Source organism: Psychrobacter sp. H25 (genome assembly GCF_059076335.1).
Genome location: NZ_JCACRV010000001.1, coordinates 2,159,544 through 2,183,864 on the forward strand (window position 1 = coordinate 2,159,544; position 24,321 = coordinate 2,183,864).

Genomic DNA, 24,321 nt, shown 5'->3' on the forward strand with positions numbered 1-24,321 from the left:
GCAATTTATCTAAATAAGTTTCACGTGAAACAAAAATACCGCTTCGATGATCGAAACGGTATTTCATATGCTATAAATAGAACACTTAAATTTAGATGTCTAGATTTGACACCGTCAAGGCATTTTCTTCGATGAAGATACGGCGTGGTTCGACGTGATCACCCATTAAGCAAGTGAACATATGATCAGCGGCAATCGCATCTTCGATAGTGACACGTAGCATGCGGCGGTTTTCGGGATCCATCGTTGTATCCCATAGCTGGTCGGCATTCATCTCGCCCAAACCTTTATAACGCTGAACTGATAGACCACGACGTGCATCAAGCATCATCTGCTGCCACAGGTAATCAAAGTCACGTATCGGCATGTCTTTACTACCACTGTTACTCTCGCGGCGAATAAAAGCATCATCCTCAAGCAAGGTATTCCATTCACTCGATAAACGTAACAGCTTGCTATACTCACCTGAATTGATAAAGCTGGCATCTAGCAGATAATGATGCGCTAACTGATGCACATATACCGTGACGCGTGGTAGCCACTGAGCCTTAGTAGACAACGCCTCACTATCTGATGCTTCGCCTTCTTCAGCGCCTAGTACTGGTGCCATACCTAGTAAATCGGCTGCGGCTGCGTCCATGTTTTCTGGCTGAGGCGCATGAATATTAACCAATTCAATCTCAGGGTTTAAATCGCTACCGAAATGATCGAGCTTGAGCTGCATCGCAGCTTTCCAGTCCTGCATTGCAGACTTATCATAAGTCATATCAGTGCTGAGCTTTGGCGTGTGGGTCAACGCGTCCAAAATCACCGCTGGAAAACGAATCTGCAAACGCGCTTTGATAAGCTGCGTTTGGTTATAATCATTCAGCAATGTCTCAAGCGCTTGACCAGTAATCGCAGGTGCATCGGCACTGATATGAAGCTTGGTATTATCAATCGTTGACGACAATAGATACGCTTTTAGCGCTTCATCATCTTTTAAGTACAACTCTTGACGACCTTTTTTTACTTTATACAGCGGTGGCTGAGCGATATATACATAACCGCGCTCAATCAGCTCAGGCGTTTGACGGAAGAAGAACGTCAACAGCAGAGTACGAATATGCGAGCCATCCACATCGGCATCGGTCATGATGATGATTTTGTGATAGCGTACTTTGTCCGGATTGTACTCATCAGGGCCAATACCGCAGCCTAGTGCAGTAATCAGATTACCCACTTCAGCAGAAGATAGCATCTTGTCAAAACGTGCACGCTCGACGTTTAGAATCTTACCTTTTAACGGCAAGATTGCTTGCGTTTTACGGCTACGACCTTGCTTCGCTGAACCACCTGCAGAGTCACCCTCCACAATGTACAGCTCTGAGAGTACAGGATCTTTTTCTTGGCAATCAGCCAACTTACCAGGCAGACCTGCAATATCTAAAGTAGTTTTACGACGGGTCATTTCACGCGCTTTACGAGCCGCATCACGCGCACGTGCTGCTTCCATAATTTTATTGGCAATGGCCTTACCCGCACTTGGGTTCTCTAACAGGTAATCATTGAACTTATCATGCATCGCTGATTCGACAGCAGACTTCACTTCACTCGATACCAGCTTATCTTTAGTCTGACTTGAAAACTTAGGATCGGGCACTTTCACCGAGACAATGGCCGTCAACCCTTCACGAGCATCATCACCAGTCGCCGCAACCTTCTCTTTCTTAAACAAGTTTTCGCGATCCATATAGCTGTTCAAACCACGTGTGAGCGCTGATCTAAAACCTGATAGATGCGTACCACCATCTTTTTGCGGGATATTATTAGTAAAGCACAGCACTTTTTCGTTATAAGTATCCGTCCACTGCAGTGCAACTTCGACACTGATACCATCGTCTTGTTGACTGGTAAAATGGAATACTTCGTTAATACCATCTTTGCCTGCGTTAATATAGCTGACAAACTCTAACAAGCCGCCTTTGTGCTCAAACTCGTGACGCTTGTCAATGCGCTCATCGGTCAGAACGATACGCACACCAGAGTTCAAGAATGATAGCTCGCGTAGGCGTTTTGCCAAAATATCATACTCAAAAATCGTACCAGTGAACACTTCACTACTCGGATAAAAGCGGATTTGTGTACCCGTTTGATCCGTTGCTTCCATTTGCTGAATATCAGCATCAGGCACCCCATCAGTATAAGTCTGATGGTAGTGATAACCTTCACGCCAGATATTCATCTCAAGCTTTTTGGACAACGCATTAACGACCGATACCCCAACCCCGTGCAGGCCACCCGATACTTTATAACTATTGTCATCGAACTTACCACCTGCATGCAGGACCGTCATGATGACCTGTGCCGCTGATACCCCTTCTTCTGGATGAATATCAACGGGTACGCCGCGACCGTTGTCCATCACGCTGACAGACTCATCTTCATGGATGATAATATCAATTTGATCACAGTGGCCGGCCAGTGCTTCATCGATAGAGTTATCCACGACCTCAAAGACCATGTGATGCAAGCCTGTGCCATCGTCAGTGTCGCCGATATACATACCAGGGCGCACGCGTACCGCTTCTAACCCGCGCAGTACACGGATATCTTTAGAGCTATAATCAGAAGGCAACCCTTCTGGCGCTACAACAGGGGCCATCGTTTCGGTAGCACTATCTGACGTCAGTTGTTCGTGGTCAATAGGTAATGAATCACTCATGTACATTCCTTAATCTAGCCATTATCAGCTGTTTCTTTATCAGCTCGCCTATAAGGCTAAGCTTTATGATGGCATTTTAAAATTAACTTTTATCGTCAAAACCTTGAGTGCACATAGATGGTGAATATACTATCAACCATGATCATTTGGAGGGGCGCACAATATTGAAATTATCGAACTATTTATTAACGATGACCTTTGTTGTTTTAAACACAATAAAAGCCATATAAAAATAAAACATATATATATCAATATGTTAAAAATCGAGAAACGATAAAAGCTAACTGCATGATGCAATCAAATAACTTGCTGAGAACAGGACAAAAATAAAGTGCTATTTTAGCATTTTTTTGTCTCTAAGTCACTGTTTACTGGGAGTTTTACTGCTAGAGAGTCAGTGTTTTGACCCGATAGATTATCTGCGCCCTAATCTGCCCTATGACGGTAAGTAGATATCACATAAAAGAGTTGAGAATAGACTAGGAAAAGTCATAGGCAAGGATAGGTAAGAGACTAATCAACAGGAAATATCTGCCCACGTTTCACGTGAAACAGTTTAGGCACTGCCCATAACTCATTAACTAAAGGAACAATATCATCCGTCAAACTGGTCATAAAAACCTGACAAGGTAGCTTAGCCAAGGCTGATAAAAGAATCTTTATCGCTCTGCCATCTAACTCTGCGGTGATGTCATCTAATAGTACAACAGGAGTAAATCCTAATGTCGAACCAGTATCAACTGAAGCGTTGTTTTCAGTACTGTTGAGTAGCAGTGGTAATTGAGACAAACGCAGTGCGGTAATAAGCAGTTTTTTCTCACCACGAGATAAGACGTTGGCTGCTTGCTCTTTTAGAGCTGGCAATTTAGCACTCGTCTCATGAGATGATGCCGTTTTGAGACTTTCAGCATGCTTGCCTGTGTCGCTATCAGAGCGCCAATGCACATGAACATCAGAGCGATGATTGCCTATACGGGTATACCCTAATTGTAAGTCCTGCTCTAATCGCTCATCAAGCTGTATATCCAGCGCAATACTAGTATCGTAGCCAGCTTGATACGTTAAACTCAATTGTTCAGCGTAGGTTGGCAGTAGTTTGAGGACACTTTCAGCAAAGTAAGGCTGCCACTCTATAAAGACACGTTCACGATAATGATGGATCAATGCAGCATGATTGCTTAGTCCTTTATCCCACGATTTGAGTTCAGCCAACTGAACTGTAGTCAACTGACGTGTGCTCTTTAGCAAACTATTGCGCTGTTTTAGAAGACGTTGATAGGCTACCCACTGCGCATGAAACCCATGTTTCATGTGAAACACTAGCCAATCTAACAGCTGTCGACGACTGGCACTACCCTGCTCTAACATGTCCATCGTAGAAGGATCTATCAGTAGCGTGGGCAGCTGCTCTGTTAATATGCTTTGGTTATAGACGGTGGTTTGATTGAGACGTAGAATAGTTGTGGCGTCTGCTTGCTTTTGAATAGCCAATGTACGGCTATCATTGAGTTTTGCGTATACGACGGTATTATTTTGATGATGCTGAATATAGCGTTTAGGCTGATGATGGCGAAAGCTTTTACCTCTTGATAGCAAAAATACAGCTTCAAGTAAAGAAGTTTTTCCACTACCGTTTGCACCAATCATGACATTACAAACGGTTGGCTGTAAATTGACTTGAGTAAGGTTTCTCAGATTTGATATTTGTAGACGTTCAATCATATTATCGATAGCCGCCTGTTATTTCTAGACACCAAACTAGGCAAAAGTTTATTTAAATTCAATTCATTCACATAGATTTCTAAAAATACTAACGTGGTTAAATGCTGTATAGATCGTAAAAAATCAAACTATATACGCATCGGCATAATAACGTATTGATGGAACTCATCATTGAGCTGATTTACTAGTACAGAGGCATTTGACTGACTCATATGCATCTGCAAATCACCTTGTATCACCCCTAGCACGTCTTGTAGATAAGCGGCATTAAATGACAACTCCATCGGCTCACCTTGATATTTTGCTTGTATCATCTCAACGGCTTCGTCTTGCTCAGCATTATTAGCACGTACTTCTACCATACCATCACTGGCAAAATTAAAGACTACACCGCGAGACTTCTCGTTACTCAAAATAGCAACGCGGCGTAATACATCAGTCATCTTCTCTTGACTAAATAACGCAAGTTTATCGGTATTACTTGGCATGACACGGCGATAATCAGGGAATTTTCCATCAATCAGACGAGCAGTAAAGGTTACCATTAGATTTTGGCTCACTTGCCCTGCACTATCTACATCACCAAATGGTAAGCTCACTTGCAGAAACTCACGACCAAAGCTCAAAGTAACCGCATTGTCTTGGTCACCCAGCATTTTACCCAGCTCAGAAGCCAAACGCTCAAGCTCGATTACTGCCTTACGTGGTAAGATAGCCTGCATATTTAGATCAGCATTCACATCAATAACGCTACGTGCTAGAGCCAATCTATGCCCATCAGTTGCTACTGTCGTTAGTTGCTGCTGTGAAACATCAAACAGCATACCAGTTAGATAGTAGCGTACATCTTGGATCGCCATTGCAAACTGAGTCTTATGGATCAAGTCTGTTAGGCGGCTACGGCTGATATTTAACGGTGTGATATTTTCAGGATTACCCAAGCTTGGGTAGTCTTCACTTGGCAATGTGCCTAGTGTAAAACGACTCTTACCACTGGTGAGCAAGCAACGCTCATTTGCTTGCGTGGCTAGATTGATTTGTGCCTGTGCAGGTAACGACTTGCAAATATCTTTTAACTTTGTCGCAGGCAAAGTGGTGTTACCCGCTTCAATACAAGCGCCAGCAGGCAATTTCAATGTCGATGTCAGCTCCACCTCTAAATCTGAGGCTGTCAAGACAAGTTCAGACTCTGATAACTGAAGCTTAATATTACCCAATATCACCATATTGTGTCGTTTATCAGCGGCTTTGGCGATCAAGTTGATAGCTTTTAGTAACGATTCTCGATTGATCGATAATTGCATGCTTAGTTACTCTTATTTGAATGATTCTTTTGTGATGACCTAACGTAATGGTCTAATAATACCTTGTCTACTAACGATAATCCACAAAGCATCTGTACGCTTATATCTTCACTATTATAGACCATCTCCATCTGCTAAAACACAATGATATTTGCAGCGTCTAACCTGCCTGTAGCATTAAAGCCAATGTCTTGTAGTCTTTGTCAAATGAAGGATCTGCTGCTCTTAACTCATTTACCTTATCGCAAGCGTGCATCACTGTAGTGTGGTCACGTCCACCAAATGACTGACCGATTTCAGGGAAGCTATCACCTGTTAGTTCACGTGATAGGGCCATCGCTATTTGGCGAGGTCTTGCAATACTACGTGTACGTTTACGTCCCATAATATCTTTAACAGTTACATCGTAGTATTCGGCGACTATTTTACGGATATTATCCATGTTGACGGCTTGCACACGCATTGCAACGATATCTTTTAGTGCGTATTGCACCATTTCGAGCGTAATTTGTGCGCCTGTTAAGTTTGCATTTGCAAATACCTGATTTAAGGCGCCTTCTAAACGTCTGACATTAGATACGACATTCTGAGCAATAAACAGAGCACATTCTTTAGGTAGTGCCATGCCATAGGAGGCTGCTTTTTTCTGCAGAATTTGCACACGAGTATCAATCTCGGGAGGGTCAACAGCAACTGTTAGTCCCCAAGAAAAACGTGATCTAAAACGTTCATCGAACTCTGTCATTTGTGAGGGATGACGATCAGAGGCCAAGATCAGCTGCTTATCACCACTGGTGAAATCAGCAAATAATGTCAAAAATTCATTACTACTTTTTGTCTTTCCAGCCAATACATGAATATCATCTACAATCAATAAATCTACTTTTTTTATTTTCTTTTTAAAATCTTCTATTTTATTATTTCTCAATGAATAAACCAATTGATTTATAAATTTTTCAGAAGTGAAATAATAAAAACTTTGATTATTTTTTAAATAGCGATGTGCTACAGAATGCATTAAATGTGTTTTTCCCAATCCAGAAGGACCATATATAAATAGAGGATTGTGGCGATTTTTTGATTGTTTCTTACCAAGCTCATAGCAGGCCTTGTAAGCTAGGTTATTAGACTTACCAGTGACAAACGTCTCAAAAGTAAAATCAGGATTAAGATAACTCAGTGACTTGGCGTCAACGGAATCTATCAATTCTGCATGACGCATATTAGCGTCTATATCTGCTTTTGAATTATCATGATGAATAGATTCAAATTTATGCTCAGATGGGGTAGGGGAGGGGTTATCTTCTACAAACAATGATCCTGATTGGTCTTGGTTACTATCCTCTACATCACGACCAGCATTATCGACGCGTACGACAACTTCTTCAATACTGCCTTGGCTGTGCTTAGCTACCAATTGCTGAATATCTTGCAAGTGATTTTTTTTGATATACGTTACAAAATAATCATTAGGAGCAAGAATGATAAGCGTTTGTGCTTCTTGATGAGCTGACAAAGGCCTCAGCCACATCGTAAATACGTTGTCTTTGACGTTATAACGCAAATCGTTCAGACATCTATCCCAAATATTTGCTGTGTCTATCATGAAAAGTACTGACCCTATAATTCGAAATGATAGCTACTTTTAGCCGTTCAGCTTATTGCTTAGTTATCAATATCGCTAATATTTATTTATCTCAAAAATCAAACTATCACAGTATGTGAAAGCGACTTTTAGGTAGGCGCTAATCTAACACAGATACCCTGTGGATAAAACATCATTTTTTGGGGATAAGACTGTGGACAGTTTTGTGGATAAGTTTAGATGGCGAGTTATCCATATTTAGCCCACAGGTTATCCACAGGTTTACCCATAGTCTAGTATCTTGATAGTAAAGAGGAAATACAAGTTAACCACAGAAAAACAAGCTCCCAATAACAACAATACTTATATATATTAATTAATTATTATTATAGAGTTCAAGCAAAACTGTGGATAACTTCAAAATGTACAAGCGAACAAAGATGTAATTTAGCTAATATGAGATGATCAACTCATTCAAAAAAGCTTAATAACTCGGTAGTAAAAACCGACTCTCTAACAGTAAGGCAAATTAGTTTATTGACCAGAAGTATACTGGGTGGTATAATCCTCCGTTATTACGAATTTAGTCCATTATTTTGATAGGTGAGTTATGAAACGTACATTCCAACCAAGCGTGATCAAGCGTAAACGTACTCACGGTTTCCGTGCTCGTATGGCAACTAAAAAAGGCCGTCAAGTCTTAGCTCGTCGCCGTGCTAAAGGACGTCATCGTCTTACTGTATAATCAGTAGATTGCGATAAGCATGGCTAAAAGTGCTTGTTGTGTTCTTATTGTTTATAGATTGCGATAAGCAATCATCACAACTAACACTTAGCCATATATCAAAAGCGCCCAAATTGGCGCTTTTTTTGTCTCTATAGTTTGCTATTATCGTCACACGTCATTTGCTCTCATACTAGGTTATATCATGCCAAAATCCGTTTCAGCTATACCTGCAGCCAGTTTCACTAAAGAGCAGCGTCTGCTTACGCCTGCAGCTTTTCGTGAAGTATTTGACGCGCCTGAGCGTAAACTACATCAGAGCCACCTGATGGCTTTTGTGAAGCCCAGCGCGCACGGAAAACCACGTGTTGGCATGGCAATCACTAAGCGTAAAGTCCCTACTGCGGTTGTTCGAAATTTGATCAAACGACATATACGTGAAGAGTTTCGTACAAAGGCTTTTAAAATAGAAAATAAAGATATTGTTTTTATTGTTAAAAAACCCTTGAAAGATATAGATTCTAAAGAAATAAAAAACCAAATAAATAATATTTTTAAAAAAATAGAAAATAAATAAAATGGAAATTTTATTTAAATTACTAAGAAATATTTTTTTTAAGTTAATGTTTAATATAATTGTTTTCTATCAAAAAATAGTTAGTCCCATCCTACCTGCTCGCTGTCGTTATTATCCAACGTGTTCAAACTATGGTAAACAAGCTTTGGTATGGCACGGAACATATGCAGGTAGTTGGTTACTCTTAAAACGTCTTAGCAGGTGCCATCCACTTGGTGGGCATGGTATTGATTTTGTTCCTCTCCCTTTGTCCTCCTACCACTATCAATATTTATCTTCTACTGTTGCATCAGTTAGTAGCGCTCAAGGACGGGGTGTGTACCGAGACAGTCAGAGCTATGTTTCGCGTCTCAATCATTTGATGAAATCAATGTAAAAAACAAGGTGTAGAGACGAGAGTGTGGATAACTAATGAGTTACCCACAAGTTATCCACACTCTTGGTATCATTTAGAGTAGATTTTTAGTAAAATGATGCACATTTTATGTAAATGACTATCAATGCAGTTGTCATGTTTGCTAGTAACTGTGATGTACAGTCATGACACATGCCCTAATTTTTCATTCCCTAATTTTTTAATCTAGGAAAGGTTTATGCAAAAGATATTTCGGGTGATGATCATCATTGCGATGTTAATTACCGCTTATCTGCTGATTTTGGCATGGCGAGATGATTATGCCGATGCGCCAGCTGTCGATGCGGTGCCAGAAACTACAAGTTCAGTAGGTGCTGACATTCCCTCTACCACTGGTGCAGCAGGCGATATTCCGGTACAGACAGTACCTGTGGATAACGGAGTTGTGACAGCTGCGCCTGCAAAGGATACAGGCTTAATCACAGTAACGACCGATCGCTATGATATTAAAATCAATCCAGAAGGTGGTGATATTGTCTATGCTGCACTCAAGCAGTATGACGCGACGCTCGATAGCGATAAGCCTTTCGTATTGCTAGAAAATAACAGCAACCGTGTATACGTTGCTCAGTCTGGTTTGATTGGCCAAAATGGTATCGATACAGCAGAGGGTCGAGCGATATATACGCATACTGCTAATAACTATGTCATGGAAGATGGTCAACAAACACTATCAGTACCGCTTACGTACAAAAAAGATGGTGTAACAGTTACTAAGACCTTTACCTTTACCGAAAATAAATATCCAATCGATATCAGTTACAAGATTCAAAACGCTTCTACCAACGCTTGGCAAGGTCAAATGTTTGCACAGCTAAAGCGTGATGACAGTAAAGATCCTGGCATGTCTGATAAAGGCGCGTTGAGCATGGCGACCTATCTGGGCGGTGCTTGGGGCACGCCAGACGACCCTTACAATAAGCTGAAATTTGGTGACTTTAGTGATGGTGAGTTGACTACGACCAGTGATAAAGGTTGGGTTGGTATCGTCCAGCATTACTTCGTCTCTGCATGGACGCCTGAAAACTTCACAGGTAAATTCTTTAGCCGCGAAACTGGCGACGATTACTTTATTGGTTTTAATAGCCAACCAGTCAACGTAGCACCTAACAAGCAAGTGACTTTGAACGCGACGCTGTATTCAGGTCCAAAAGTACAGTCTGAGCTCAAAGATGTGGCGGAAGGTCTTAACCAGACAGTTGATTACGGTTTATTATGGCCAATATCTAAAGTCTTATTTGCTATTTTGGATGGTGTTCATAAAGTAGTCGGAAACTGGGGTTGGTCGATCATTATACTGACTATCTTGGTTAAAATTGCTCTCATGTGGTTCTCTAATAAGAGCTACTACTCTATGGCAAAAATGCGCGCTATCGCCCCACGACTCAAGGTGCTTAAAGAAGAGCACGGCGATGATCGCATGAAAATGTCGCAAGAAATGATGGCGATATACAAAGAGGAAAAAGTTAATCCAATGGCGGGTTGTTTGCCTATTTTGATGCAGATGCCAATTTTCTTAGCGCTATATTGGGTGCTGGTAGAGAGTGTCGAATTGCGTCATGCTCCTTGGATTTTATGGATTCAAGATCTTTCAGCAATGGACCCATGGTTTATCTTACCATTGCTAATGGGCGCTTCAATGTTTGTACAGCAGCAGCTGAACCCTCAGCCAGCTGATCCAATGCAAGCAAAAGTTATGAAGTTCTTACCGATTATCTTTACAGCGTTCATGTTGTTCTTCCCAGCAGGTCTGGTTCTATATTGGACAGTGAATAACTTGTTTAGTATGACTCAGCAATATATTGTTAATAGAAAGGTTGAAGAAGAGCAAAAGCGCCGTACGGTAAAAGTAGTTGATTAACTGATACACTATTAAATACCCAATAATAAAAACCATCGCGCAAGCGGTGGTTTTTTTATAGATGGTAGGTTAGTTATCCACAACTTATCAACACAGTAAAGAAAGGACTACCTTTCAAAGTTTGTTTTGTCAGTATGAGTTGAGGCGTCTATAATAGGGTTTTAAGCTATTGAGAGTAATTGTGGATTCCTTAGAGATGGCCCTAGCCACACCTAATTCTTCTGAAAAATCTAATACAGCAGGACTCGCCACGATTGCTGCAATTGCAACGCCGCTTGGACGTGGGGGCGTGGGCGTTATACGTTTATCAGGTAGCCGTGCCTATGCCATGGCCTGCGCCCTCACTGGCAAATCTGCATTTACACCGCGTATGGCCAGTTTCTGCCGTTTCTATCAGGCGGATGATACGGTGATCGATGAAGGATTGGTACTGTATTTTAAAGGTCCGCATTCGTTCACGGGTGAGGACGTGATTGAGCTGCAAGGGCATGGTGGCGTTATTTTGCAAAACCAATTGCTCGCGCGCGTGTTCGAATTAGGTGCCAAACAAGCCAGTGCCGGAGAGTTTTCTTACCGCGCTTTTGATAATGATAAGTTAGATTTGGTACAGGCAGAAGCGATTGCCGATGCGATTGATGCGACCAGTGCTGCTGCAGCCAGTAGTGCGATTCGTTCTTTGAGCGGTGAATTCTCACAAAAAATCAATCAATTATTAGAACAACTGATCCATCTGCGCTTGCATGTTGAAGCGGCGATTGACTTCCCTGACGAAGAGGATGTCGATTTTTTATCTGATGGTGTGATACAAAGCAAGCTTGAGCAAACGCAAGATAAAATACAGCAAGTCTTATTGACTGCAAAACAAGGGCAGCTCTTGCGTGATGGCATTCATGTTGTTTTAGCAGGTAGACCAAATGCGGGTAAATCAAGCTTGCTGAACCGCCTTGCAGGACAGGAACGTGCTATCGTTACAGATGTCGCGGGTACCACACGTGATACGCTACAAGAGACAGTGGTACTCAATGGCTTGACCCTACATCTTACCGATACGGCAGGTCTACGTGACACAGAGGACACCGTAGAGCGTATCGGGATTGAACGTGCCCGTACAGCGATCACTCAAGCTGATATGCTGTTGATGGTCTACGATGTGACTCGCGATGTCGAAGAAGAGAGCACGCCACTACAGCTCGCCGAGCAGTTGTTTGGTGAGCTGCCAGAAGCCAAACGCTTATTAATCATTGCCAATAAAAGCGACTTATTAAGTGATCATAGCAGTGAAGAATCTGCTTCTATGACACAAGCTGAAATAAGAGGTAGAGGCTACGAACAAGTCAATGTTTCATGTGAAACAGGCATTGGTATCGATAGTTTAGTTGAAGCACTATGCGCAAAGGTAGGTTTTCACCCACCAGAAAATAGCCTAATCGCTCGTACAAGACATATAGATGCGCTTAGACGAACTGCTAACTTTTTAGCAGAGGCATATGAGCAACTAACTGTATTTCAAGCAGGTGAACTGGTGGCTGAAAGCTTGCGTCAAGCCCAGCAGAGCTTGGGTGAGATTACAGGTGAGTTTAGCGCTGATGACCTACTGGGTAAGATATTTGGTAGCTTTTGTATCGGCAAGTAATGACCCAGCAATAGCTTCTATGAATCACTTGTGTTAGCTACTTATAGAACATCAATCTTATTCTCAATCGTAAAACAAGGAAATGCTATGCACTGCCCGTATTGTAATGCATCAGAGACAAAGGTTATTGACTCACGTCTCGCTGCAGAAGGTGCACAAGTACGTCGCCGCCGTTCATGTAATAGCTGCCAAGAGCGTTTTACGACTTTTGAGATGGTAGAAGTCGTCATGCCCAGAATCATCAAATCAAGCAATAAAATTGAGCCTTATGATAACGAAAAGCTGCGCCGTTCTATTTTACTGCCGTTGCAAAAGCGCCCGATCACTATCGACGAGCAAGAGGCGATGATCAGTCGCATCGAAAAACGTGTCAGACAGATGGGTGAGCGTGAAATCAGCAGTAAGGTATTAGGCGAAATTATCATGAGTGAGCTAAAATCATTGGACGATGTTGCTTATGTACGCTTTGCTAGTGTTTACCGCGACTTCCAAGATATTGATGCGTTCCATCAAGAAATTGCCAATATCCGCCCAAATGATAAATAAGCTCGCAGCTTATTGGCACATAGTTTCCTAATCACTCATTGTTTCTTAATTACTATTAATCATCTATTAAGTCTACTGCTATGCCAACCGAAAACTACGCTCAAGATATGCAAGATCGTTACTTCATGATGCTTGCTATCGAACAAGCCAAATGCGGTTTATATACCACCAGACCCAACCCAGCGGTCGGCTGTGTGATTGTCCAAAAAGAAGAAATAGTTGGTCAAGGGTTTCATCCCAAAGCTGGTGAGCCACACGCTGAGGTATTCGCGCTCAAAGAAGCAGGCGCGCGCGCAGTAGGTGCAACTGCTTATGTGACATTAGAACCATGTAGTCATACAGGTCGTACGCCGCCATGCGCGCTTGCACTGGTTGCAGCCAGTGTGCAGCGCGTTGTAATCGCAGGTCTAGATCCGAACCCGCAGGTCGCAGGCCGCGGTGTAAAGCTGCTGGAGCAAGCAGGTATTGACGTGAAGGTTGGTGTGCTAACAGAGCAGGCAGAGACGTTGAATCGTGGGTTTTTGAAAGCCATGCGTACACAGATGCCTTACGTCAGACTAAAGATAGCAACCAGTTTAGATGGTCGTACAGCTATGGCGTCTGGTGAATCTAAATGGATTACCTCAGCTGCTGCTCGCGAAGATGTGCAAAAACTAAGAGCAATAAGTGGCGCGATTATCACAGGTAGTGAAACAGTAATAATGGACGATCCAAAACTTAATGTACGCTCAACACAGTTAGGCGTATCAGCTAATGAGATACCAAGACCTAAAGTAATTGTACTTGATAGGCGTCAGCGTTTAGCACACAGCCTGCAGTCTGATTATCAATTGTGTCGCCATACAGACACAATTTATTGGCATACAGATAATCTTACAGGGTTACTCGCGGAGCTAGTAAGTAAGTATCAATGTTATGACATCTTAGTGGAGGCGGGTGCTAGCGTTGCCGGTAGTTTTTTGAGTCAACAGCTTGTAGACGAATTAATTGTTTATCAAGCCCCTTGTCTACTCGGTGATCAAGCAAGGCCGATGGTTAACTTTAACCCTATTTCACTGGCACAGCAGTTACGCTTTTATATTCAAAGCCACGAGCAGCTCGGTTCTGACCTCAAGTTAACCTTGTTACCTTTGTAAACTGCCTATTTTCCGTTTTGCACTTTATAAGTTTCCCATTGTGTGCATTATATGTGGATAAGTAAGCTAGAATATGTTGGGTTTCACATGAAACTGTGTATAACTCTGTTTCACATGAAACGTAAAACATGAATTTTTATATCAAAAAAAATTAATTCTTTATAAATCAATTACTTGGTATAGATACCATTACTTTTTATGCCAAAAAATGAATTTAGAAGAGTTGTGGATAACTCTATAATTCTCAAGTTTTTTTGGTGAATGACCATTGATTTACTACTACTTATCCACAATCTATCTTATGAACGTCTACATTGAGTATATAACTCACCATACACATAGATCTGATCAAACAATACTGAGGTTTCGGTATACCACGAAATATCGCTGCTAAAGACAATACAATAATGAGATGAGGGTAATATGTTTACTGGAATTATAGAAAGCGTTGGTAAAGTCAAATCCATGCAGCCCACAGGCGGCGATATACGCTTGACCGTAGAGTCTGATGATTTGGATTTTGGTGATGTAAAGTTAGGCGATTCTATTGCATCAAATGGTATTTGCTTGACTGTGGTAGAGTTCGGTAGCAACTACTATGCTGTCGATGTCTCACGTGAAACTATTGCTCGTACAGCGTTAGAAGAGTTGAAAGCAGGTCATATAGTCAACCTAGAGAAAGCAATGCTGCCAACGACTCGTTTTGGTGGTCATATCGTTGCTGGTCACGTAGATGGGGTGGGTGTTGTTAGTAAGCTGCAACAAGATGCGCGTTCTATCTATATTGAAATTGAAATACCACAAGAGCTGGCGCACTATACGGCGACTAAAGGGTCTATTACAGTAGATGGTATTAGTCTGACTACCAATCTTGTGCGTGACAACATTGTTTGTTTGAACATTATTCCGCATACGGCTCAAGTGACCAATATCGCTAAGCATTGGTTGGTTGGTAATAAGGTTAATATTGAAGTGGATATCGTTGCACGTTATTTAGAGCGTTTATTAAATAAGTCGCAACCTAGTGGCATGAATACGTCAAACCCTCAAAGCCAAATTACGGAAGGTTTTTTGGCAGATAATGGTTTTATGAAATAACGTTTAGGTCCTTAATCTGCCACCATCTCAGTCTCTTTATCAAATAACTCACTCTTCCAATATTGCTTTAATTTAGTGATATTGAAAGAGTGTTTTTTATTTATTCCTTAGGGTATAAAGCTCTGCAAAACAGTCTCTAGCTCTTTCTTACTGATTGGCTTAGCTAAAAACTCATCCATACCGACTTGCATACAGGCCTCGCGATCCTCTTCTGTGTTGTTTGCAGTTAATGCCACGATAGGTATATTATCCCCTTGTGCGCGGATTGCTTGGGTGGCTTCTAGTCCATCCATGACAGGCATGCGGCAGTCCATTAAGATCAGCGAAATCTCTTTGCGTTGGGTTTGCAGTACATCCAGCGCTTGCTGTCCATCCTCTGCCACGATACTGCGATAGCCAATCTTACTCAGCATCTTGCAAGCTATCTTTTGATTGGTTGGGCTGTCTTCTACCACTAAAACAAGCGGCTGTATTTCTTGTTCAGCGCTATCTGAGGTATTTATCTGACTGACATTGTTTTTGACGTTTTTTACCTGCGTCAATGTTTGCCTGACTGGTAACGTCAGACGCATCAGCTCAGATAGTAACAGCGCACTGTCTAGAGGTTTTGCTAAGAAACCATCACATTGATCGAGCAGCACAGACGGTATACGGGGCTCAGGCTTCATGCTGAACAATATCTTAGGGAGTATGGTATTAGCAAGTAGGCTGTCTAGCGCTTGTCGTCTATCGATGCTAGTGGCTATCTTAGGGCTATTGCTTAGTATGGCTGTTGCCGATTCAGTTTGTGCCTGTTTCAACTGCTGCGGATAGGTGTCCAGACTATCAGAATTAGAGTTACTGCCCACTACTATGGTACTGGTATCATAGTACTCGTAGTCCAGTAACAGCAAAGGTGCTAGGGTTTGCTTATCCTGTTTGAGTCGGTCTGTCAGCTGCTCTATAGTCGCTAGGTCCACAGAGGTATAAATCGTTGTCGATATAGACAAGTGGTCACACAGTTGCTGTAAGTGTGCTGCAACAAGTGGTTGATGGACAACTGCAATAAGATAAATCTGACTCAAATGCTGACTATGATGATATACCGGCTGATAACTTGGGCGTCTACAAGGGAGATAAAGGTTAAATATGCTGCCTTCGTTGACCGTACTTGTCAGTTCAATAAATCCGCCTAATAACCGTGCAAAACTATTGACGTTTTTTAGACCAAGCCCTGTGTCGATTACGTTTTTCTCTATCTCGTTATTATCCTGACCGCGGGGTTTATTGAAGTATGCCAATAGCTGTTGCTGTTTTGCAGAGGAGATACCGATACCAGTATCTTGCACGCTAAACTGTATCCAGCAATCAACTTCATTTGTGACTATGTTTTTACTAATAAGACGTAATGTCTCTCTACTGGCCTCTGACATTTGCTCCTGAGTTATCGGGTTGATAGTCAGCGCGACGTGACCAGAAGGGGTAAATTTCACAGCATTGTGCAATAAGTTAAGCAAGATCTGCCGGAGACGAATATCGTCAGTAGCGATGGAGCGTGGAGCATCTGGCGAAAAGAAATATATTAACTCAATCCCTTTGTACCGCGCATCATTTAAGATTAGGTCGTTAACTTCTTGACCCAGTTTATATACATCGACAGGCTCAACACTGAGACGAGTCTTCCTTGCCTCGATATTTCCTATATGTAGAGTATCATTCAGCGCTGTTAGCATATCTTGGCTGGTGGTAATCAAAATATCTAACGTTTTATTTTGCCTAGCATCTAACGTGTTGGGGTCGATTGGCTCAAGGGTATCGATCATAGCCTCTAGCGGTATGCGTAGCTTGTGACCGATGGCAAATTTAAGCGTATTAAACTCATCAAGCTTGCGCTGTAGTTGTGTGTTTTGCTGCTGCAGTTGTTCGTTTTGATTAATGAGTTCATGGATATTATTTACAATGACAGTAAAGCCGTGAACCTGTCCATGTTCACCAAACCACGGTGTGATATGTAATTGGTAGGTTTGCTTATTTTCTATACCATAAGCTGTCAGAATGCGTGTAACTCGTAAGTTGGCTAAAGTCTGTAATAGTTGCTGGGTCGATTCATCCTTACCTACAAAAAAATCAGTAAGCTCATGCCTGCCACTATTTTGGGCAGATGGCGAAAATATTTGCTCAAAGCGTTGATTGTAAAAGCTAATCTGACCATGACGTACACTCATCAGCATGGGCAGCGGTGCTTGATCAACCAAGCGCTCCAAACGATGTTTTAATGTTTTGACGCGTCGATAGTCATTATGAAGCTGATAGCTGACACGGCTCAGCGCATTACCTAAAAGTAAAAATTCAGTGGTAGATTTTTTTTGTGAAAAGGGCGGCGGTGTATAGGCTTCCTTTGCCCGGCTGCTCAAGTTGTCGGTATAAACCAGCAGTTGTTCCCAGTTGGTTCGACGATTGAGCATGTAAAGCATAGCCATAAAAAATAGTATGATTGCGACCATCAAAGGCAACCAGTAACGATAAGACGTCCAGTCAATCGTAAAAGGCTCATGCCGCAAAATAACATAGACCTGATGGCCACTTTTGAGGTTTATAGTTCCTGTGAGCTCGCTACTGCCAACCCTATACGCACTCTGCTGACTATTATCAGAGGCAGTTGCACTGATAGCAGGGAATGTTACGTTAGCAAACGCTGATTCGTTAGGACGAGTCCTACGATAGATATAGGTTTGCCCAGATGGCATCATTAAAATAAGCTGATAACTGACATGGTGAAGGGTAGGTTGATCTAAAATAGTTTCTATATCTTCATCAATAGGGTCAGCATGCTCAATGATACTGTGCTGTAATGAGTAAAAAGTATCTATGCTATGTTGTTCGCTATGTTGTCTTATTCCATCGAACATTGTGACGTAATACAGCAGTAGCATCACTAACAGAGTCAATGCATAAAAAATCAATAAGCGCTGTAAGGACTGAAACTGTTGCATAAGAGCATGGCCCTATATCGACACAAAGAAATATAGTGAAATCATAGTAATTTTTTAATAATTAATCTTCTCAAAAATTTGGCACTGACTTGATACTGAATCCCTGTAGCTATTATTTATAACAGAATAATGGGTCACTGTTTGTAGCACGTCACGATTGGTACGTTTTTATGTTACGCATAAAGACGATAAATAGAATGTTTATCAATAAAATACTTATCGTTTTTATATTATAAAGGTAAACAGTATCAAGGGTTCTACAGGTTTTGTCACTAGCACGGTCATGGCACTACGTCGCAAACTCACCTATAATGAGCGAATTAACTTTATATAATGCATGATTATGACTAACACTGCTGCCACTTTTGCTCCATCTGATTCGTCTTTTAACCATGATAACCCATCTGTCCAGCGATTAAGGGTGGTATTTGCAGGGACGCCTGAGTTTGCTGCGGTGAGTCTAGAGGCGTTGATACGTCAGCAAGAAGCACTCAATATAGATATTGTCGCGGTATACACTCAGCCTGATCGCAAAGCGGGACGTGGTCAGAAACTATCAGCATCTGCTGTGAAAGAAGTGGCATTAGCCAATAATATCACGGTAGAGCAGCCAGTTACTTTTAAGAAATCGAGCACAGAAGGAGTGGATGCTCGTCAAATACTGCGTACGTATCAGCCAGATCTTATGATTGTTGCTGCTTATGGTTTGATTTTACCTATTGGCGTCTTAAACACGCCTACTCATGGCTGCTTGAACATTCATGCCTCGTTATTACCACGCTGGCGCGGTGCTGCTCCTATCCATCGTGCGCTTTTGGCAGGCGATTATGAGACAGGTATCACCATTATGCAGATGGACAAAGGGCTAGATACGGGTGATATGATTTACAAGATTAGCGCCAGTATCGCGCCGGATGATACTGCTGCCAGCCTACATGATAAGATGGCCACTCTTGGTGCGACCGCGATCACTACGGTGCTTGGTGATTTGTCACAGTATCAAGCGAACGCCGTTCCCCAAGATGATAGTCAAGCAAACTATGCGGAAAAGCTGATCAAAGCCGAAGGTGAAATTGACTGGACACAACCAGCTGCTACCATTGAGCGTCAAATTCGTGGATTGACCCCGTGGCCAGGTGCATACACTTTCTTAGAAGGCCAACGCGTCAAAATACTGACGGCACTGCCCATTAACACCACACAAACATCAGATAAGCCTGCAGGTACGGTCGTAAGTGTCGGGCGCAAAGCAATTTTGGTCGCTTGCGGCAAAGAGGTAGAGACGTCAAACAATAATACCGCTCATGACATACAGCTGAGTAATACACTGGCCATAACTAAGTTACAGTTCGCTGGTGGTAAGCCGATGACGGCGGAGCAACTTTGTCATGGCAACCAGTTAAACGATGGTGATAAATTCACAGTAGAATCAAAATAGTTTCACTACACTCCCTTTTACTTGCACAAGACGCGATCGATACGACGTCAAGGAAATACAACTCAATGAGACAAACCAGCACTGGCTCTAGAAATAATGCACCTAGAAACAACAAGCTAAAACCGTCAAGCAATCTGATTATGAACGGTAGCGTACGCGTACGTGTGATTCGTACTTTACTGGCTATTCAAAACGGTCAGTCGCTCTCAAGCGTGCTTGACCCGTTATTAAACAGCTTGCACGATGGTGACAAAGGCTTTGCTCATGCGCTATTGCTGACAACACTACGCCAATGGCATGCTCTGGCACGATTGCTTGATACGCTAGCTGACAACCCTATCGATGAGGTCGAAGTTCGTACTACGATCCAAGTGGGTTTGGTGCAGTTGCTGTATTTGGAAGTGGCAGATCATGCCGCGATCCATGAAACGGTCGAAGCGGCAAAGGAGATTGAATTTGCGCATGCGACAGGTTTAATCAATGCTATTTTGCGTAAAGTTGCCAAAAACCCGAGTAAATTCCGTAAGAAGTGCGATAAAAAACACAGCTTGCCCAACTGGCTTGCCTATCAGCTTAAGCAAGATTGGAGTGAGCAGTACGATGAGCTGACCCAAGGCTTACGCCAAGCGGCGCCAATGTTTTTGCGAGTCAACTTGGCAGTTACTTCAGTAGAGGATTATCAACAGTCGCTGTGTGGTGCAGAAATTGATGCCGATATCGTTGAGCTTACCAGTGGTTTACAATTGACTGGTTCATCAGAGGCAGCGACAACGACGACGTTGTCGACCAAAGGCTTAAGACTGCATCAGACTACCGCTGTCAATGCTTTGCCTCATTTTGCTGAAGGCATTGCTAGCGTGCAAGACATGCATGCTCAGCTTGCGGCACCTATTGTCAACAAAGTGTTAATGGCGAAGCTCAGCGCTGAAAAGTCTGATACGGAAAATACCAATAACGAGATACATGTTCTAGATGCCTGCGCCGCGCCCGGTGGTAAGCTTGCACATTGGTTAGAGCTACTCAGCTCAAACGACTCTCCATCGTTGTTTCACGTGAAACAAGACGATGAGGAAGCGAAACCGTTAGCTTCTAAAGTAAAGCTAACCGTTATCGATAATGAAGCTCCGCGCATCGAACGCATTTATGATAATTTGCAGCGTCTCAATTTAAAGCAGCAGGATTTAGAGCAAGCTGAGAAAAATATTGCCCTTAACGTTGTCTGTGCTGATGCCACCAGATGGCAGCACGGCAAAAATAAAAAAGCCGCGACCAATGAGCCGGTATTTGATGCGATATTATTGGACTCTCCTTGTACCGCGACGGGGGTGATTCGCCGCCATCCTGATATCAGTATTTTGCGTACTGAAGAAGACATCGAACAAACCGTTCTGCTGCAAGCTGATATTTTGCATAACTTATGGCCACAGCTCAAAGCTGGCGGGTATCTGTTGTATGTCACGTGCTCTATTCTAAAGCAAGAAAACGTGCTGCAAATGCAAGACTTCATCAGCTATCACAACGATGCGGTAGCGATTGAGTTTACCGAGGATTGCAATTGGGGTATTGCCCAAGAGATTGGTCGCCAGTGCTTGCCAATTGATAGCGAGAGTGGCGATGGTTTTTATTATGCGTTATTGCAAAAGACTGCTGAATAAACCGTTTTTAATTATTGAATAATATTATTGTAGACAGGATGATCTAATGAAATATATCAGTACTCGTGGTCAGACAGCACCGATGGACTTTAGTGATGTGCTATTAATGGGTCTTGCGCCAGACGGTGGTTTGATGCTGCCTGAGCATTATCCAACGATTGATAGTGCTGTACTTGATGAATGGCGCACGCTCAGCTATCCACAGCTTGCGATGGCGATTATGCAGCGCTTTGCCACTGATATTCCTGCGGTTGACTTGCAGGACATTATCGAGCGTACTTATACGGCTGATGTGTTTGGCTCCGATGATATTGTCCCTGTCCGCAAGCTCAAAGACAACATATATATTTTAGGATTATCAAACGGCCCAACGCTGGCATTTAAAGACGTTGCTATGCAGTTCTTGGGCAATGCCTTCGAGTATGTCCTCAAAAGAAAAGAGGCACGTATCACTATCATTGGCGCAACCAGCGGCGATACGGGTAGTGCGGCAGAGTACGCATTGCGCGGTAAAGAAAACGTCGAAGTCTTTATGCTATCACCGCATGGTAAAATGAGTGAGTTTCAGCGGGCGCAAATGTATAGCTTGACCGACGATAATATTCATAATATCGCGATCGATGGTATGTTTGATGACTGTCAGGATATCGTAAAAGCGCTACAGCAAGATGCGGATTTTAAAGCTCAGTATGACTTAGGTACGGTCAACTCTATCAACTGGGGACGCATCCTCGCGCAGATCGTTTATTACTTTAAAGCGTATTTTGCGGTGACGACGAGTAACGACGAAAAAGTCAGTTTTAGCGTGCCATCAGGCAACTTTGGCAACATCTGCGCTGGTCACATCGCACGTGAAATGGGTCTGCCTGTGGAGCGTTTGATAGTAGCCACCAATGAAAACGACGTGCTCAATGACTTCTTTAATCAAGGCGCTTATCAGCCGCGTCCCACTGACAAAACTTATGTCACCTCGAGTCCATCAATGGATATCTCAAAAGCTTCGAATTTCGAGCGTTTTGTTTATTTGTTGCTGGATAAAGACAGCGCGCGCGTCCACGAGTTATTTGACGGCGTAAAATCAGGACAAGGGTTTGATTTATCTGATTTGATGGAAGCGGTCAATACGCGTTATGGTTTTGCTGCTGGCAAATCAACCCATAGCGATCGCTTAAACACAATCAAAGCACTACATGAGCAGCATGGTGAGCTTGTCGATCCGCATACAGCTGACGGCATCAAGGTCGCCAAAGAGCTACAGCGTGAGGGTGAAATCATTATCTGTGCAGAGACCGCATTGCCTGTTAAGTTTGCTGACACTATCATCGAAGCAGTGGGTCAAATCGACATCGAGCGCCCAGCTCACACGGAAGGTTTAGAGAGCCTACCGCAGCATGTTGTGGTTCTAGAAAATAGTGCTGATCTGGTCGCTGAGCAAATTCGTCAGCATGTGGCCCCAAACCCAGCTTAGACAACAAGATAGTTTAAGCCTATCTTCAATGAACCAGTAGGGCGATCCAAAGGTTACACCATTGTAATAAAGTGTTTATGATTGTGTTATGGTATAGATAATTGTAGTATTAGAAACAGCGTCGGCAAGTCATCATTATGCTAGACGCTTTTTTAGGAATCGTTCCAGCCAATTATACTGAACAGCCGCCCTATAGTTGTCATGACTGAATTGCTTGTAGATTGCTGATATTAAATGATTTTTGCTATTTTTTAATAAAGTAAAATATCTTTAGATCAATGGTGCTAGTGCAGTTTGTTATGATCAAAACAGTGGTACATATTGTGGATATAACCATGAAGATGAGCTTAAAAAAGACAGCAAAAGCACTGGCAAAAGGATTAATAGTTACGACATTTAGCAGTGCTATGTTGATGACTACAGCACACGCAAACAATCCACCACCTACTATCAAAGCTGATGCTCCCAACCGCTATACTGTCAAAAAAGGCGATACGTTGTGGGATATCTCAGGTCGCTACCTCGACAGTCCCTGGCGCTGGAAAGAGATCTGGGCCACCAACAAACAAATCAAAAACCCAAACCTTATTTATCCCAATGACATTCTGATCCTTTGTGTTATTCAAGGCAAAACCTTGATCGGAGTCGATACGGGTGAAGGCTGTGCAGGTATCGAAAAACAAATGATGGGTAATGTGGTTGCGAGTACAGTCACTGTTACTTCAACCGCCAATAGTGTCCCGCCTATTCCATGGTCTGCCATCCAACACTGGTTGGATAAAACCCTTATTGTAAATCTAGAAGATTTCAATACTACTCCTTATATTTTGGCGTCAAAAAACCGCAACCTCATTACTGCAAGCGGTGACAAGGTCTATGCCAAAGGTGTGCCACTTATCGTCGGTCAGCGTTATGGCGTATACCGCGAGGGTGATCTGTATGTCGATCCCAAAACTCAAGAGGTTATCGGATTAGAGGTTACACAGGTAGCGACTGGTCTTGTCACATCGACAGAAACCAATGGCATTACCAGCTTACAGCTGACCGAAAGTTATGATAAAGAAGTGCGCGAAGGCGATCGCGTGTTTGTTGAGCTTGATAATGCTATTCCCCCAGTCTTTTACCCAACACCTGCCAGCGTTAGCCGTGGCGGTATGATTGTACGGGTGATGGATTCCATTAGTGCTGCTGCTAAAGGTAGCGTAGTCGCTATCAACTTGGGTAGCCTACATGGTGCCAAGCCAGGTGATGTGTTGACTGTCTATCAAAAAGGTCCTTTAGTACGTGACACCAAAGACAACGATATGCCTGTACGTTTGCCAAATGAGCCAAGTGGAATGGTAATGGTGTTTAACACCTTTGACCACATCAGCTATGCTTATGTACTTGATTCTGAGCTACCACTCAACGTTGGTGACCAGTTATTACCACCACCTTATCTATAAATACGAGTGATAAAACAGCCATACTAAATTTGCTTATA

General features: G+C 42.6%; 17 protein-coding genes. 12 read left to right on the plus strand and 5 right to left on the minus strand.

Annotated features, from left to right (window positions below):
* Positions 1-91 precede the first annotated feature (91 nt).
* The 4 genes from gyrB to dnaA all read right to left on the minus strand — a co-directional run bounded on the left by gyrB (position 92) and on the right by dnaA (position 7,336).
* Entirely contained in the window at positions 92-2,644 is a 2,553-nt protein-coding gene (gene gyrB, locus AC5JPO_RS08765; protein ID WP_493854029.1) for a DNA topoisomerase (ATP-hydrolyzing) subunit B, read from the minus strand.
* A 573-nt stretch (positions 2,645-3,217) separates the two neighbouring features.
* Positions 3,218-4,426: a DNA replication/repair protein RecF gene (recF, locus tag AC5JPO_RS08770; RefSeq protein ID WP_493853877.1), complete on the minus strand. Its 1,209-nt coding sequence runs from the start codon at positions 4,424-4,426 to the stop codon at positions 3,218-3,220.
* 128 nt (positions 4,427-4,554) lie between these two features.
* Positions 4,555-5,730 (minus strand): DNA polymerase III subunit beta, encoded by a 1,176-nt coding sequence (gene dnaN / locus AC5JPO_RS08775; RefSeq protein WP_493853878.1) that lies wholly within the window; start codon positions 5,728-5,730, stop codon positions 4,555-4,557.
* 160 nt (positions 5,731-5,890) lie between these two features.
* On the minus strand, positions 5,891-7,336 hold the full coding sequence (gene dnaA, locus AC5JPO_RS08780; RefSeq protein ID WP_493853879.1) for a chromosomal replication initiator protein DnaA: 1,446 nt from the start codon (positions 7,334-7,336) through the stop codon (positions 5,891-5,893).
* A gap of 589 nt (positions 7,337-7,925) precedes the next feature.
* Between dnaA and rpmH the strand changes: the two genes are divergently transcribed.
* The 8 genes from rpmH (at position 7,926) to AC5JPO_RS08820 (ending at position 15,305) form a co-directional block, all read left to right on the plus strand.
* Positions 7,926-8,060 carry a 50S ribosomal protein L34 gene (rpmH, locus tag AC5JPO_RS08785; RefSeq protein WP_007394757.1) on the plus strand — a complete coding sequence of 45 codons (135 nt, stop codon included), beginning with the start codon at positions 7,926-7,928 and terminating at the stop codon, positions 8,058-8,060.
* A 184-nt stretch (positions 8,061-8,244) separates the two neighbouring features.
* Positions 8,245-8,616, plus strand: coding sequence for a ribonuclease P protein component (gene rnpA / locus AC5JPO_RS08790; protein ID WP_493853880.1), 372 nt, complete (start codon positions 8,245-8,247; stop codon positions 8,614-8,616).
* 46 nt (positions 8,617-8,662) lie between these two features.
* Positions 8,663-8,992 (plus strand): membrane protein insertion efficiency factor YidD, encoded by a 330-nt coding sequence (yidD, locus tag AC5JPO_RS08795; RefSeq protein WP_493854030.1) that lies wholly within the window; start codon positions 8,663-8,665, stop codon positions 8,990-8,992.
* A 217-nt stretch (positions 8,993-9,209) separates the two neighbouring features.
* Positions 9,210-10,892 carry a membrane protein insertase YidC gene (gene yidC, locus AC5JPO_RS08800; RefSeq protein ID WP_493853881.1) on the plus strand — a complete coding sequence of 561 codons (1,683 nt, stop codon included), beginning with the start codon at positions 9,210-9,212 and terminating at the stop codon, positions 10,890-10,892.
* A gap of 196 nt (positions 10,893-11,088) precedes the next feature.
* Positions 11,089-12,525 (plus strand): tRNA uridine-5-carboxymethylaminomethyl(34) synthesis GTPase MnmE, encoded by a 1,437-nt coding sequence (gene mnmE, locus AC5JPO_RS08805; protein ID WP_493853882.1) that lies wholly within the window; start codon positions 11,089-11,091, stop codon positions 12,523-12,525.
* Between the two features lie 87 nt (positions 12,526-12,612).
* Positions 12,613-13,071, plus strand: coding sequence for a transcriptional regulator NrdR (nrdR, locus tag AC5JPO_RS08810; RefSeq protein WP_319050816.1), 459 nt, complete (start codon positions 12,613-12,615; stop codon positions 13,069-13,071).
* Between the two features lie 80 nt (positions 13,072-13,151).
* A complete protein-coding gene (gene ribD / locus AC5JPO_RS08815; protein ID WP_493853883.1) occupies positions 13,152-14,207 on the plus strand; it encodes a bifunctional diaminohydroxyphosphoribosylaminopyrimidine deaminase/5-amino-6-(5-phosphoribosylamino)uracil reductase RibD in 1,056 nt (351 codons plus the stop codon).
* Between the two features lie 423 nt (positions 14,208-14,630).
* Positions 14,631-15,305 (plus strand): riboflavin synthase, encoded by a 675-nt coding sequence (locus AC5JPO_RS08820; protein WP_319050818.1) that lies wholly within the window; start codon positions 14,631-14,633, stop codon positions 15,303-15,305.
* A gap of 107 nt (positions 15,306-15,412) precedes the next feature.
* Here the strand turns inward: AC5JPO_RS08820 and AC5JPO_RS08825 are convergent, their stop codons facing one another.
* Entirely contained in the window at positions 15,413-18,277 is a 2,865-nt protein-coding gene (locus AC5JPO_RS08825) for a response regulator (protein ID WP_493853884.1), read from the minus strand.
* Positions 18,278-18,620: 343 nt separating this feature from the next.
* Here AC5JPO_RS08825 and fmt point away from each other — a divergent pair, with 343 nt between their 5' ends.
* The 4 genes from fmt to AC5JPO_RS08845 all read left to right on the plus strand — a co-directional run bounded on the left by fmt (position 18,621) and on the right by AC5JPO_RS08845 (position 24,283).
* On the plus strand, positions 18,621-19,715 hold the full coding sequence (gene fmt / locus AC5JPO_RS08830; RefSeq protein WP_493853885.1) for a methionyl-tRNA formyltransferase: 1,095 nt from the start codon (positions 18,621-18,623) through the stop codon (positions 19,713-19,715).
* Between the two features lie 65 nt (positions 19,716-19,780).
* Positions 19,781-21,370 (plus strand): transcription antitermination factor NusB, encoded by a 1,590-nt coding sequence (locus tag AC5JPO_RS08835; RefSeq protein ID WP_493853886.1) that lies wholly within the window; start codon positions 19,781-19,783, stop codon positions 21,368-21,370.
* A 46-nt stretch (positions 21,371-21,416) separates the two neighbouring features.
* The gene (thrC, locus tag AC5JPO_RS08840; RefSeq protein WP_493853887.1) at positions 21,417-22,838 is read left to right on the plus strand and encodes a threonine synthase; all 1,422 of its coding nucleotides are present in this window, start codon (positions 21,417-21,419) and stop codon (positions 22,836-22,838) included.
* A 335-nt stretch (positions 22,839-23,173) separates the two neighbouring features.
* Positions 23,174-24,283 (plus strand): LysM peptidoglycan-binding domain-containing protein, encoded by a 1,110-nt coding sequence (locus tag AC5JPO_RS08845; RefSeq protein ID WP_319050823.1) that lies wholly within the window; start codon positions 23,174-23,176, stop codon positions 24,281-24,283.
* Positions 24,284-24,321 lie beyond the last annotated feature (38 nt).